The organism is Paenibacillus sp. EZ-K15 (assembly GCF_002573715.1).
Classification (GTDB): Bacteria; Bacillota; Bacilli; order Paenibacillales; family Paenibacillaceae; genus Paenibacillus_AQ.
This window is the reverse complement of the sequence record NZ_PDHM01000005.1, coordinates 166,738-179,899: the sequence shown is the minus strand read 5'-3', so window position 1 is coordinate 179,899 and position 13,162 is coordinate 166,738. Positions and strand designations below refer to the sequence as shown.

Sequence of the window (13,162 nt, the reverse complement as noted above, 5' to 3'; positions counted from 1 at the left end):
GCGAAATTTAGAACAGGAATTCATCCGGATTGGAGCCAAAACGTTTGTTTTGGTTCAAGCCGTCAATGGCTGCCATATCCTCCGCCGAAAGCTCGAAATCGAAAATGCCTGCATTTTCGCGAATGCGATGCTCTTTAATCGATTTCGGAATGACGATGACACCGTTCTGAATATCCCAACGCAGAATGACTTGCGCCGTGGTTTTTCCGTATTTCTCCGCGATCTGCGAGAGCACTGGTTGATCAAGATTTCCCTGCATCAACGGACTCCACGCCTCCAGGACGATATTATTCTCGCGTGCATACCCTAGCAGCTCCTTCTGAGAGAGCAGCGGATGCAATTCGACTTGGTCGACAACCGGTACGACACCCGTTTCCTCGATGATATGCTGCAGGTGGCGGATCTGGAAGTTACTGACCCCGATGGAACGCACGAGTCCTTCTTTTTGCAGATGAATCAATGCTTTCCACGTATCGAGGTATTTATCTTTTCCCGGCCAGTGCACGAGATACAAATCAACAATATCCAGCCCGAGCTTCTTGCGGCTCGTCTCAAAAGCTTGCAGCGTCTTCTCATACCCCTGGTCATCGTTCCACACCTTGGTGGTGATGAACAGCTCGTCCCGCGAAACTCCGGATTCGCGAATGGCTTGCCCTACGCCCTCTTCATTGCCGTAGATGGCAGCTGTATCGATGCTGCGGTACCCTGCAGCGATTGCTGATTTTACGGACTGAATAACCTCTTCGCCTTCTTTGGTCTTCCATACGCCAAGGCCCAGCCACGGCATTTTTACGCCATCATTTAAAGTAGGTCCATCGGTAAAAGTTTGATTGGCCATTCTGAAATCCCTCCTGTTGATGTAATGCAGCAGTTGTAAAGCCGCTTTCTCTAGTATATCAAAATCCCAGTATCCCGCTCAACGTTACACCACTTGCCAGGTTGCCTTCATTTTTTAACTACATTTAACCGGGGTTTAAACTTCGTCCGTTACAATGGAATATATCTTATACGCCATTAGCAGCTAAAACAGGAGGATTCACGAACCCATGGAAACCGCTACGCTCATCGTTGCGATCACTTCACTCGCCCTCATACTCATTCTATTCATCGGAAATATAATCAACAACGGACTCTCCGCCGTCTTCAACTTGAACATCCGTGCCAAAAAGTACGCCGTGGTGCTGTTAATCATTTACGCGGTGTCGATCAGCGGCTTTGTCCTTCTCACCCAGTGGTGACCCGTCTCAAATAGAAAAAGGGCCGTCCCTGTCAGAGGTATGTCGCCTCCGGGTTCAGCCCTTCGTTCCTATCAAGCCATATACAAAAGCATGCGCAGCGAGTCTAGTACCTGCGTCTAAAAATACCGAAGCTCAGCAGTCCGCATGACACCAAGAACAAATACGGCCCTGCCGCCGCTCCTCTTATTGTCTGGCCGAAGAAATCTACGGTTTTGGATGATACGTACATCATGGTCAAAAATATAGCGACCAGCGCAAAAACGTAGGCAATCAGCTTGTTCATCTTCTTCTCGCGAACCACTTTCAAAAATGGATAGATGAAACATACTATGAAAAACACGCCGCCCTGCAAGAAACCATTCTCTGCAGCCACGCCGATATCCAGCCATTTAAAAAAGAAAGAGGCCATCGCTAAACAGGTGGCTATAAAAATAAACTTGCTCCCCAGATCCCACTGCTTGAACCGAAATTTCATCCATGTACACTCCCCTAGTGTCAATCGCCCGGATGCCATAACACCCTTTAGACAAACTTAGGGTTCATTATACCGGATTTTTGCGGCTGAGGGTAGATCAACTACAGGTCTGCAGCACTATTCAGCCATACCGTTTTGTTCGCTGCCGGTTGACGTTTCCCCTGCTTAGGTTCCATATCCGGATAGCCGATGTACAGGAAACCCAGCATTTTGTCTTCTGGCTTCAATCCAAACGCTTGATTCATCAGCGTATGGAAACACGGCTCGCCCGTTCTCCACACCGCGCCCAGACCAAGCTCATGAATTTGCAGAAGCATATTCTGAATGGCGGCAAATACCGCTCCGTACTCTTCAAGTTCAATCACCTTGGGATCCGTGGACGGTTCAACCGCGACACCGATAACAACCGGAGCCCGGTATGCCTTCGTACGTCCTGACTCGCGTGCTGCAATTACAGCCTCTTCACTTGTATCATCACCGCCTGCCGCCTGAATGTCACCAAGTGCGTTGCCGAGCACGTCGCGGCCCTCCCCTTGCATGACAAAGAATTTCCACGGCTCCGTGAGCTTATGGTTCGGCGCCCAGGTTCCTGCTTCTACGATCTGTTCAATCCATTCCTGCGGTACGGCGTCAGGCTTGACCTTGCCAAGGCTGCGGCGCGTGCGGATAGCTTCACTTACGTTCATATCTGATTTCCTCCTGAGCTATATATAGTTGGTTTTATTTTACATACTCCTAATTGAGAGCTTGTCTCAATTATAACAAAAAGCACACCGTATCGCTTCTAAATTGACCAGTTGAAAATTAATGAGCTGTTTTCAGTTCTAGAGCTTCATTTTACAACCTAGAATTATTGTAATTTCCCCTCTATTTTACTAGCATTTGGTACGAAACGTTCACAATTCCCCTCTCACTTTTCATCTAGATTTCCATGCCATTATCTGGGATAATGATGTTTAACTCACACAAGAAGATTAGGAGGATGATTCATGACTGATAAGCGACTCATAACGCCAGAGGATTTGTACCGGATGCACTGGGTGAATGACCCTGTCGTATCTCCAGCTAGTGGAGCCATAGCCTATGTACATAAATCCGTCAGCGAAAAGTACGACGGTTACCGTTCCCATATCCGCCTGCTTCCTGCAGAAGGAGACCAGGATGTTCCCTTCACGTCCGGCGAGGCGGATGCAGCACCCGCTTGGTCCCCTGACGGGTCGGAGCTTGCTTTCTTGCGCAAAAAGGGCGATAAGCCGCAGGTATGGATCATGCCTGCCAACGGCGGGGAAGCAAGGCCGGTTACCGACATGAAGCACGGTGTCAGCACTTTTAAATGGTCCCCGGATAGCGCACGCCTGCTTGTTAGAAGCGAGGCGGAAGCAGCCGAATCTACGGAAAGCGATGAATCAGACAAAGACGACAAAAACAAGCTCCCTGAGGAAAAAATCATTAATCGCATTAAATATAAAGCCGATGGCGCAGGATTGTGGAATGAACGTCGGCATCATCTATACCTCGTAAATCCGGCAACGGAAGAATGCAAGCAAATTACGGAAGGAGATTTTGATGTATATGCCTTCGCCTGGTCGCCGGACGGCACCCGCATCGCATACAGCAACAGCCTTGCGACGGAACAATTCCCGGATCCGGATTTTCGTTTGACGGGCGATGTGTTTGTCATGGACCTCGATAGCGGATCCGTAACCGAATTGACGGATGGAACCCTCTCGATCGGCTCCATTGCATTCACCCCGGACGGGCAGTATATGCTCATGCTTGCTAGCGATCTCAGCTGCGGTTTTGCCACGCTGACCAAAATCCACCTGGTTCCGCTATCGGGCGGAGAATCCCGCGTGCTCTTCACGGACATGGATATTCAGCTGGGGCACGCCGCGGTCAGCGACATGAGAGCCGGAGCCGGAACGCCTCCTCAGTTCAGTAAGGACGGCCAATCCGTATACATCCAGCTCAGCCAGGATGGTGGCGTTCATATTGGACGTTTTGCTCTGGACGGTTCATCCTACGAGCTGGTGGTATCGGGCGAACGCGAGGTGTACCAATTCGCTCTGACACCGGAGGAAAACGTGGTGTTCGCCGCTGCCGACCCGCTGCAGCCTGGCGATCTGTTCAGCTTCTCTATCGCTAAGAACGAGGAGAAGCGTCTGACAAACTGCAACAAGGAGCTGTGGAACGAGCTTACGTTAAGCACGCCGGAGTCCTTTACGTTCCGGACGTCGGACGGCTGGCCGATTCAAGGGTGGATCATGAAGCCTGCCGGCTTCACGGAAGGCACCAAGGTCCCAGCCGTGCTTGAGATTCACGGCGGTCCGCAAGCCATGTACGGACATACGTTCATGCATGAGTTCCAGCTGCTTGCTGCAGCCGGTTATGCGGTATTCTACACCAACCCTCGGGGTGGCCACGGGTACGGTCAGGTACACGTCAATACCGTTAGAGGCGATTACGGCGGACGGGATTACCAGGATCTGATGGAAGCTGTAGATTATGTTCTGGATACCTACACCTATGTCGATGCCTCCCGCCTTGGCGTAACTGGCGGCAGCTACGGCGGCTTCATGACCAACTGGATCGTCGGTCATACCGACCGGTTCCAGGCAGCGGTAACCCAGCGCTCGATATCGAACTGGATCTCCTTCTACGGCGTCAGCGATATCGGCTACACCTTTACGCAGGATCAGATCTGGGGCAATCCGTGGGACGATCTGGAGAAGCTGTGGAAGCATTCCCCGCTCGCTTACGTGAAGGACGTCCATACGCCGCTTCTCATCCTTCACGGAGAACAGGATCTCCGCTGCCCGATCGAACAGGGAGAACAGCTGTTTATCGCTTTGAAGCGACTCGGCCGGGAAGCTCAGTTCATCCGTTTCCCTGGCGCAGATCACAACTTGTCCCGAAGCGGCCACCCGCATCTGCGGGTGAAACGCTTGAGTCATATCGTCCGTTGGTTTGTGGAGCATATCGAAAAATAAAAATATAAGAAAAACCATCCCTGTACGAGCTAAGGCAATGATCGCTCGCATAAGGATGGTTTTTTGTATTGGTTCATCAAACAGGACCGTACACCGTCTCGCCCGCCACAACAGTCTCCCGGACAGCCATACCCGATCCGTCTGAATCGCAGTCGAACAGCGTCAAGTTCGCCGGGTTCCCGATCGCCAGTTCGCCCAATTGCGGCATAGCCAGTACCACAGCCGGGCGGATGGTGACCGCGCTTACCGCTTCCGCCAGCGTCATATCCGTATAGCGGATCGCATTCGCAATGCCAACGTCCAGCGAAGAAGCGGATCCGGCCAGTATCGCCGGATTCTCTACCGTATACAGGCGCCCGTCTGCCGTCAGCTCGACCACGCCTCCGATGAGGCTGCTGTACCGTCCGGGAGCCATGCCGCCGAACATGACGGCATCGCTGACAAGCAGCGCTTTGTCCCGTTTCGCCCGCAGCATCGCTTTCAGCACAGGGGGCGCCAGATGGTGACCGTCCGGTATAAAAGTTGCCCATAACCGGTCGTCCGCCAACTGATGCCAGATATAGTTAGGGTGGCGCGGCAGAACGGTCTGTGAACCGTTCCCCAGATGAGTCGATACCGTCGCCCCTGCCTGCACCGCCCGATCGATCTGCTCCCCTGTAGCCATCGTATGCCCGATCGCCACAACCACGCCCGCCTTGACTAACTTCTCTATAAAAGGAACCGAGCCTTCGCGCTCCGGCGCGAGCGTCACCATCCGGATAAGCCCGCCAGCCGCATCCTGGAGCCGCTGAAACTCATCCCAATCCGGATTCCGGATATACTCCCTCGGATGCGCCCCTCGACTGCCGTCTTCACCGGATAGATATGGACCTTCCATATGAATACCGGCAATAGAGACACTTCCGAACTCCCTGGACTGGACATACCGGGACAACCCACTAAATGCTTGACGCATCCGGTCATAACTGCCCGTGATGACCGTCGGCAAGTATGAGGCCACCCCTCGCCGATGCAGCGCCCGCGTCACGCCTTCAATATCGCTCGGCGACGTCACGGTTCCATTCAAATCGTATCCGCCGAAGCCGTTAACCTGCACATCGATCCAGCCGCTGCTGATCCAGGGTAACGCCGCTGTCTTATCGTCCTGTCCCAACCGTCGGATAGCCGTGATCCGTCCGTCATACGCTTCTACCTCTACCGGCTCATCGGTATGCGGGAGCTTTCCGCGCCACAACATAGGCGTCCCCCTAACTACGCCCATTGATAAATCGGCGCTGCCGATGCTTTATCCAGATATAGCATCCAGCTGGGATGCGTCTTCAAGATGGTAGCTGGCACCCGGTTGTCCACCGCGCCTTGAATGGTATTCTGAATGGCAGCCGCTTTCGCCTGATGAGGCACGACCGAGACGATATGGCGGCTCTTCAAAATTTGCTTGACCGTCATCGTAATCGCCTGTTTGGGCACTTCCTCATCCGATGCAAACCAGCCTTCCCTTACCTGCTGGCTCTTGCACGTATCGCTGAGATTCACGATCGTATAAGGCAACTCATTATCAAAATCGGCCGGCGGATCATTAAAGGCAATATGCGCATTTTCCCCAATGCCGATCAGGGCCAGATCCACAGAAGCCTTGGCAATCTCTTCATTCAACCGCTTCACCGTTTCCTCAGGATCTCCTTCCCCGTCAATGAGCCATGCCTGGCCGACGTTCGCATATTTCAGGAAACGCTCCTTCAAGTACTTACGGAAGCTCGCGGGGTGAGATTCCGGCAACGCGATATATTCATCCAAATGGAACATCTCGATTCGTTCCCATTCCATATTCAGCTTCACGAAGTGCGACAAAAACTCAAACTGCGACGCGCCCGTTGACAGGACGATGCGCGCTTTTCCTTTTTCCGCGATCGTGTCGCGGAGAATCGCCTCGCAAGCGCGGGCTGCCTCCAAACCTGCTTGATCCGCATGTTCCAATATGTTCAATTGCATAATGATAATTCCTCCTTGTTGTACAGCTTTGTAAATTTAAGCCAGAACGTCGCTATTCATAAATTCCTCCAGCCTCACCATGCGTTTCTCTACGCGGGAACGCTCGGCGGCAAAGGCCATCAGATGACTCTGTATCGACGCTTGGGCAGAAGTTGAGCTGTTATGCTGCCCCTGGGATCTGACCGACTTCACAAAATCCTCAATTAAGCGCATATCCCCGCCTCCATGTCCTACATGTCCTTCCGGATCGACGAGTTGGATCATTTCCTGCTTGCCGCTGCCAAAGCGGCGGATCTCGATTTCGTTGGTTTCCATCGTGGCCCGAATCTCGCCCTCAGTCCCCATAAGCTTGATGGTACGGTTGCATTTCTCCGTGAACGCGCTCATCGTGAACACCGCCGTAATGTCATGCTCGAATTCCATGCTGACGACCTGGTGATCCACGACATCGTTATCGCAATGGTACACGCACCGGCCAAAAGGACCCTCCAACATTGCTTGGTAACGCGCTTCGTAACTCGGATCGTTGCTCGCCGCCTCGCCCTTCCAACCCGCATTCTCGATCAGATACGTATTCGGCGCATAGTACTGGCATTCATGGGATACCGGGCATCCATCCAGGCAGCGCTTCGGCGCGCCGGGCGGAGCTGATTCCGGACGAAAATGAGACAGGTGGCCATAGGAGGCAACGCTCAGGCATTGTCCTCCCGCCAGCCATTGCATAATGTCGAGGTCGTGACAGGATTTGGCCAGAATCATCGGGCTGGATGACTCGCTGTTATTGAAATATCCCCGCACGTACGAGTGTGCCTGGTGCCAGTAGCCGACGTTCTCATTGTGCTGGATCGACATCAGACGACCGATCCGCCCTTCATCAATCAAACGTTTAAGCTCTTGGAAAAAAGGCGCATAACGGAGAACATGGCAAATCGTTAATGTACGGTCGTAATCTTCTGCCTGCCGACCCATATCGATGCATTCCTGCCATTCCGGCGACATGGGCTTTTCCAACAGCACATGGTACCCGGCGGCCAGCGCCTTCATCGTCGGCTCATAATGGTCCCGATCCCTCGTGCAGATGAAGACCGCATCCGATTGACGGGGCCCGGCAAAAAGCTCATCCCAGCTCGTAAAGCATCGCTCATCCGCTATCCCGTACTTCGCTTGGCAGCGGCTTCGCCGCACCTCATCCGGATCGGCAACGGCAACAATCTGCATCTCCTCAGGTCGCTGGAGCGCATAACCGCTATATATCATGCCGCGAAGGCCGGCTCCGACCAGCGTGACCGTTAATGGTTTTGGTTTACTCATGTCCTTCCACTTCCTTTCCCTCTAGTTGCCCGCGATATACTCCCCACGATTCGTTCAGCTCGGAGGGATCAAGCACCTTCAAAATGCCGGGAAACACAATGCTCATCGCTTCTTCCTCCTCAAGCTGCCGTTCCCTGACCAGATCGGCTGCGCTGCTCAAAGGATGAATGGCCGTGATCGCACCGATTCTTCGGTCAATCTCCGCGGCAAGCTGCACGTAAAGCCCTTCCCGACCCACGGTATAGAACGGGATCGCTCCCCCCTGCCACTCATCAAAGTGGGAGACGACCTCCATGCATCGGAGGACATCGTACGTGCGCAGCGCAGCCAGACTGTCCCCGAGCCAGATCAAATCATCGGCAAGCTTATGCAGCACGCCAAAATAGGAATGCGCAGGTTTTTCGTATATCGGATAAGGCTCATGAGGACCGACCCCGGACGTATTCAGCACCAGTACGGCGCGGCCGGATTGACAGGTCTCCTGAATCCAGGCCCAGTGATCCTTCAACCGCCGGGTCCCTCCCCGCCAAACCGCAACGGTCAGCGGCTGCTTTCGTTCGGTTATATCCTCGGCCAGTCGGAATACATAACCGCTGTTCATGATGCCTTCCTGTGACCACCACAGGCGATAATCAGCCTCAAGGCCCTCCAATGCGCCCAACCGAATGATGCGCGGGTTCAATTCGCAAGGCTTGCGGGAGGCGTAGATTCTCTCCTGTAGCCACTGCCTTGCTCGATCCTGTCTTTGCTGCGTCGGCAGCAGCGACCGGGCTGCGGCCAATTGGTCGCAGCGATCGGCATTGAAGTCCCGGATCGATCTTGCACCCACCTGATCCCGGTACAGCTGACCGCTGGGGCTGCACCACAGTTGTTCCGGCGGAAGTGCCTCTATCTTCACTGCATGACTGGCGGCAACCTTCACCTCAAGATGCCGGACGAAAAAAGCCGCCGCCGCCTCGGCCAGCCGGTCCGTATAGCGGTGCGTCGAGGCATCGGTTACAAGCCGCAGGTCCCCTGGATGACCCAGCAGCTCCCAGAAGCGTCTGCAGCGATCAACGGTGCGCCGCGTGCCTTCGATCGGGAAGAAATCGTATTCCGCCGCCAGCACGATCAGCGGCTTCGGCGCAAAAGCGATGAGCAGATCCTCATGGTCGTAGCCCAGCCCAGACAGACCCGGCCATACCTGCTCGGCATCCTGTACGCCGCCGGCATGCAGATACAGCTGCCGGTTCATGATGAAGGTGGCCGGAGCCGCCGCCGCAATGCGTTCATCGCAGACCATCATCATGGCCGTCTGCGTTCCGCCGCCGGAGTTTCCCGTTACGCCGATCCGCGACGGATCGACCTCGGGCCGCTCGCATAAGTAGTCGATGGCACGCATGGCATCGTGAACGAAATAACGGGCTACGCTGTCGCCGAGCATATGGCACTGAACGCCGTATTGCTGATGCTCCTTCGTTCCCCATATGACGCTCCCTACCCGATCCTCGAAATCATGAAGGCTAAGGCGTTCGCCCTGCCCGATCGGATCGATGGCCAGCACGATCATGCCCGCCCGGACGAAGTGCTGGATTACGCGCTGATAATAGGCATCATGCTTCGCCCCCTGCTCGTGTCCGCTCAGAAACAGGACGGCCGCGGAACGTTCTTCCCGGTGGTTGGGCAGGTACAGATTCGAGGTGACCCAATACCCTGGACTAGACTCGAACACGACCTTCTCCACCTGAAAGCCGGCTCCGCTAACGACACCCGTCGTATATGCATTAAGCGGAGGCTGATGTTTGGCTTGCGCTCCATCATTACCTGTTTCTCCCACTGCGCGCCCGGAACGGAGCCTGACGAGCGACGCGCCCTCTGAAGTCCCTTCTGCCTTTGTACTGATTCGCCCTGCCGCCTTGGTCGTGTATACATTCGGCAAAGAAACACCACGCTGTACCCTCTCCCCGAAAGCCGGCCCTTCCTCCCTTTCCGGGTTCGCAAACGCATCGGGAAGACCGCCGATGGACCTCAGGAAAGCCCCCCTGATCTCCTCCTGCCGCTTTCTCGCCGCCTCGGGCGTGACGATGGCATCCCGAATGGCATCCCCGGCGGCAAAAGCGGCATCGGAACGTTCAAACACATGCGTCTTCAACTGATCCCTCGTGTCGTATAATGTGCAGATATACTGCTCCAGTTCCTGAACGCTGTTCATCTCGATGAACTCCCGTTGACGAACTTCGGCGAAACGTCCGGAAGCTTCATCGCCCGGCCTTCGGCAATGGAACGATTGGCTGTGGCACCAATCAGAAGGGATTCGGCGCCTACCGAGCTATCGGCTTGTTGACCTAGAGGATCTTCGATTCCGCCTTCGAACAGCGCCTTGCGCAGCTTTGCATCCCCGCCGCCATGACCGGCGGCCGATGTATTGACCTCGACCACCTCTTCCGTGCCATCGGTTCTGAAGATATGAATCCTGCTCGCTTCCCCTTGCTTCATATCCGCGTTGCTGTATACATTCGAGACCTCGATCCGGCCTTTGCTGCCGTTGATCGCAGCGCGCCAGCCCTCATAAGGGCTATAGGCGACGAGGGAATAGGTCAGCATCGCATTATTGTCATACCGGACATTGACCGACATCGTGTCATAAATGTCGATCCGGCTGTCAAACAGGCACCGGTCCCGGAAATATCCGTCCGCTTCTTCCGCCTGGCGATAGTATTTTTCAAGAAACGGATCCTTTTCGATATCCATATAGAACTCGCACTCGTCTTTCCGATGGCAAGTAAGGCATCGTTCTCCATGATCCTGCCGATCGTCCCCATACACCCGTCTCGTTCCAAAGGCATGGACCTCCACGGGACGGCTGTTCATCCACCAGTTCATGATGTCGAAGTGATGCGTGGACTTGTGAACCAGCAGTCCGCCGCTGTTCTTCATCTCGGCATGCCATCTGCGGAAATAATCCGCGCCATGCCGGCGGTCCAGAAACCACTCCAGATCAATATGATAGACATCCCCGATGACCCCTTGCAGCAGCAATTCCTTCACGGTCGCAAAATAAGGCGCAAACCGGAGGTTGAACGTAACCGTCACCCTCTTACCGCTATCCTGCTCCGCTTGCAAAATTTCACGGCATTTATCTTCATCAATCGTCATCGGCTTCTCGCTAATAACGTCGCAGCCGGCTCTCAAGGCTTGCACGATATAGGTATGGTGCGTGTAATCCGTACTCGCCACAATGACAACATCCGGCTTCACAGCCGCAAGCATGCCGTGGAAATCATCATATACGGGAACTCCCCCGCATTCCTCGCTAAGTAAGCGCGCCCGCACCGGATTGGCATCATACACGCCTTCAAAGGCAACGCTCCCCTTCCAATCGGTTACCATCGGTTTAGCAAACATATACAGCGCTCTTGACCCAGCGCCGACCAGTACGTACTTCTTCATGTCGTAAGTTCCTCCTTCAGCCCTTCATCCCTGTCGAAGCGATACCCTGAACAAATTGCTTCTGCGCAAACAGATAGACGATGACGACCGGAAGCGTCGTAATGACGGCCCCTGCCATCAGCAGCGCTTGGTTGACGTTCTCCGATTTCAGGTAGAGCAAGCCGAGCGGCAATGTATATAATTCCTTGTCTTGCAGATAAATCAGCGGTCCCAGCGTGTTGTTCCACGCTCCCATGAAAGTGAATACCCCTAGCGCCGCCAGCGCAGGCTTGCACAGCGGCAAATAAATTCTGAAGAATATGCCCGGCGGGCTGCAGCCATCAATCGTAGCCGATTCATACAGCTCTTTAGGCAAAGATTTGATAAACTGATGCATCAGGAAAATACCGAACGCCCCGCCCAGAAAGCTGGGCACGATCAAAGGGTAATACGAATTCAATGCACCAAATTCCTTCCAGATGAAATAGGTCGGGATCATGGTCACTTGAGACGGAATCATTAAGGTTGCCAGCATGATCATATAGATGAGCCCCCGCAGCCGGAAGGTGAACATCGCAAGTCCAAAGGCCACAAACGCGCAGGAGATCAAGGATCCAACCATCTCGATCGAGACGATGAAAAAACTGTTCAGGGTGTATCGACCGAAGTCGACTTTATTCCATATCGTCACATAGTTATCCCAATTCATCGGATTCGGGATTAACTGCGGCGGCATCTGCGAAATGGCGCCTACCGTTTTCAGCGACGTGGACAGCATCCATATGAATGGGAACACCATGAATACCGCACCGATAATCAGTAGCAAGTACATGAGCACCTTAAGTAAGGGGTGAGTAGTCTTAGTCATAATGCACCCACTTCTTCTCAAAATACTTCTGGAACAAGGTGAAGCCTAGAATAATGACAAACAGCAGCCAGGCCGTTGCGGATGCCGGTCCCATTTTGAAGAGCAGGAACGCATCCCGGTACACTAGCAGGTTCGGAACCATGTTCCGTTCCGGAATTCCCGTGGTGATGGAACCGAACAGGCCGAGGAACACATCAAATGCCTGAAACGCCGAGATGGTGGACAGAATCATGACGAGATATACCATCGGCGTTACCATCGGGAACACCACCTTCGTCAGCTGCTTCCAGCCGTTGGCGCCGTCGATTTGCGAGGCTTCCAGCACCTCTTTCGGAACATTTTGCATCCCGGCCAGGATCATGATCATGGATTGACCAACGCCCTTCCATACCTGAACGATCGCGATGCTGGAGACGACCATCAGCCAATTGCTGCTATCTATCCATTTCACAGGATCGAGGCCGATGGATTCCAACACCCAGTTGATGACGCCGTATTGGTAGTTGAACATCCACACCCAGACCACGCCGCCGGCGATCCACGGAGTAACGACAGGCAGGAAATAGAACAAGCGGAACAACCCCTTGGCCCGAATGGCCTGATTCAGCATAAAGGCGATCACAAACGCCATTATCGTCTGAATCGGCACGAAGATGAGTGCAAACATAAAGACATTTCGGATGGATACCCAGAATTCATGTTTATTCAATACGCGTACCCAGTTATCCAGCCCGATCCAGCGCGGCGCGTTAAACAAGTCCCACTCCGTGAAGGAAATATACGTGGAGAATACAATCGGAAATAAGAGGAATACCACGACATTAATGACAAACGGCAATGTGAATATATAGCCCCAGTACCCTTGTTTCTGCATGACACACCT

General features: G+C 53.8%; 12 protein-coding genes. 2 read left to right on the top strand and 10 right to left on the bottom strand.

Annotation, left to right across the window (positions count from 1 at the left end):
- Nucleotides 1-7: 7 nt before the first annotated feature.
- Nucleotides 8-838, bottom strand: a complete 831-nt coding sequence (locus tag CRG97_RS03055; RefSeq protein ID WP_098741700.1) for an aldo/keto reductase — start codon at nt 836-838, stop codon at nt 8-10.
- A gap of 208 nt (nt 839-1,046) precedes the next feature.
- Between CRG97_RS03055 and CRG97_RS03050 the strand changes: the two genes are divergently transcribed.
- On the top strand, nt 1,047-1,238 hold the full coding sequence (locus CRG97_RS03050; RefSeq protein ID WP_098741699.1) for a hypothetical protein: 192 nt from the start codon (nt 1,047-1,049) through the stop codon (nt 1,236-1,238).
- 103 nt (nt 1,239-1,341) lie between these two features.
- Here the strand turns inward: CRG97_RS03050 and CRG97_RS03045 are convergent, their stop codons facing one another.
- Both CRG97_RS03045 and CRG97_RS03040 read right to left on the bottom strand, forming a co-directional pair.
- On the bottom strand, nt 1,342-1,713 hold the full coding sequence (locus CRG97_RS03045; RefSeq protein WP_098741698.1) for a hypothetical protein: 372 nt from the start codon (nt 1,711-1,713) through the stop codon (nt 1,342-1,344).
- Between the two features lie 101 nt (nt 1,714-1,814).
- Nucleotides 1,815-2,399, bottom strand: a complete 585-nt coding sequence (locus CRG97_RS03040; protein WP_098741697.1) for a nitroreductase family protein — start codon at nt 2,397-2,399, stop codon at nt 1,815-1,817.
- A 303-nt stretch (nt 2,400-2,702) separates the two neighbouring features.
- Between CRG97_RS03040 and CRG97_RS03035 the strand changes: the two genes are divergently transcribed.
- A complete protein-coding gene (locus CRG97_RS03035) occupies nt 2,703-4,703 on the top strand; it encodes an alpha/beta hydrolase family protein (RefSeq protein ID WP_098741696.1) in 2,001 nt (666 codons plus the stop codon).
- 76 nt (nt 4,704-4,779) lie between these two features.
- On the opposite strand, the gene CRG97_RS03030 is transcribed toward CRG97_RS03035, so the two are convergent.
- Genes CRG97_RS03030 through CRG97_RS03000 form a run of 7 tightly spaced genes read right to left on the bottom strand, consistent with a single transcriptional unit; the run spans nt 4,780 to nt 13,153 of the window.
- Complete coding sequence (locus CRG97_RS03030) at nt 4,780-5,940, bottom strand: N-acetylglucosamine-6-phosphate deacetylase (RefSeq protein WP_098741695.1); 1,161 nt, start codon at nt 5,938-5,940, stop codon at nt 4,780-4,782.
- A 14-nt stretch (nt 5,941-5,954) separates the two neighbouring features.
- Nucleotides 5,955-6,692, bottom strand: coding sequence for a glucosamine-6-phosphate deaminase (locus CRG97_RS03025; RefSeq protein ID WP_098741694.1), 738 nt, complete (start codon nt 6,690-6,692; stop codon nt 5,955-5,957).
- A 36-nt stretch (nt 6,693-6,728) separates the two neighbouring features.
- Nucleotides 6,729-8,003 carry a Gfo/Idh/MocA family protein gene (locus tag CRG97_RS03020; RefSeq protein WP_098741693.1) on the bottom strand — a complete coding sequence of 425 codons (1,275 nt, stop codon included), beginning with the start codon at nt 8,001-8,003 and terminating at the stop codon, nt 6,729-6,731.
- The gene (locus CRG97_RS03015; RefSeq protein ID WP_098741692.1) at nt 7,996-10,194 is read right to left on the bottom strand and encodes an alpha/beta hydrolase family protein; all 2,199 of its coding nucleotides are present in this window, start codon (nt 10,192-10,194) and stop codon (nt 7,996-7,998) included. Before CRG97_RS03015 ends, CRG97_RS03020 begins: the two co-directional genes overlap by 8 nt.
- Nucleotides 10,191-11,432 carry a Gfo/Idh/MocA family protein gene (locus tag CRG97_RS03010; RefSeq protein WP_098741691.1) on the bottom strand — a complete coding sequence of 414 codons (1,242 nt, stop codon included), beginning with the start codon at nt 11,430-11,432 and terminating at the stop codon, nt 10,191-10,193. Before CRG97_RS03010 ends, CRG97_RS03015 begins: the two co-directional genes overlap by 4 nt.
- Nucleotides 11,433-11,448: 16 nt before the next feature.
- The gene (locus CRG97_RS03005; protein WP_098741690.1) at nt 11,449-12,279 is read right to left on the bottom strand and encodes a carbohydrate ABC transporter permease; all 831 of its coding nucleotides are present in this window, start codon (nt 12,277-12,279) and stop codon (nt 11,449-11,451) included.
- Complete coding sequence (locus CRG97_RS03000; RefSeq protein WP_076322333.1) at nt 12,272-13,153, bottom strand: carbohydrate ABC transporter permease; 882 nt, start codon at nt 13,151-13,153, stop codon at nt 12,272-12,274. Before CRG97_RS03000 ends, CRG97_RS03005 begins: the two co-directional genes overlap by 8 nt.
- Nucleotides 13,154-13,162: the final 9 nt, after the last annotated feature.

Coding starts and splice junctions, on each gene's coding strand:
- CRG97_RS03000 (WP_076322333.1), bottom strand. CDS start 13,153: ATGCAGAAACAAGGGTACTGGGGCTATATATTCACATTGCCGTTTGTC.
- CRG97_RS03025 (WP_098741694.1), bottom strand. CDS start 6,692: ATGCAATTGAACATATTGGAACATGCGGATCAAGCAGGTTTGGAGGCA.
- CRG97_RS03035 (WP_098741696.1), top strand. CDS start 2,703: ATGACTGATAAGCGACTCATAACGCCAGAGGATTTGTACCGGATGCAC.
- CRG97_RS03010 (WP_098741691.1), bottom strand. CDS start 11,432: ATGAAGAAGTACGTACTGGTCGGCGCTGGGTCAAGAGCGCTGTATATG.
- CRG97_RS03005 (WP_098741690.1), bottom strand. CDS start 12,279: ATGACTAAGACTACTCACCCCTTACTTAAGGTGCTCATGTACTTGCTA.
- CRG97_RS03030 (WP_098741695.1), bottom strand. CDS start 5,940: ATGTTGTGGCGCGGAAAGCTCCCGCATACCGATGAGCCGGTAGAGGTA.
- CRG97_RS03055 (WP_098741700.1), bottom strand. CDS start 838: ATGGCCAATCAAACTTTTACCGATGGACCTACTTTAAATGATGGCGTA.
- CRG97_RS03045 (WP_098741698.1), bottom strand. CDS start 1,713: ATGAAATTTCGGTTCAAGCAGTGGGATCTGGGGAGCAAGTTTATTTTT.
- CRG97_RS03050 (WP_098741699.1), top strand. CDS start 1,047: ATGGAAACCGCTACGCTCATCGTTGCGATCACTTCACTCGCCCTCATA.
- CRG97_RS03040 (WP_098741697.1), bottom strand. CDS start 2,399: ATGAACGTAAGTGAAGCTATCCGCACGCGCCGCAGCCTTGGCAAGGTC.
- CRG97_RS03020 (WP_098741693.1), bottom strand. CDS start 8,003: ATGAGTAAACCAAAACCATTAACGGTCACGCTGGTCGGAGCCGGCCTT.
- CRG97_RS03015 (WP_098741692.1), bottom strand. CDS start 10,194: ATGAACAGCGTTCAGGAACTGGAGCAGTATATCTGCACATTATACGAC.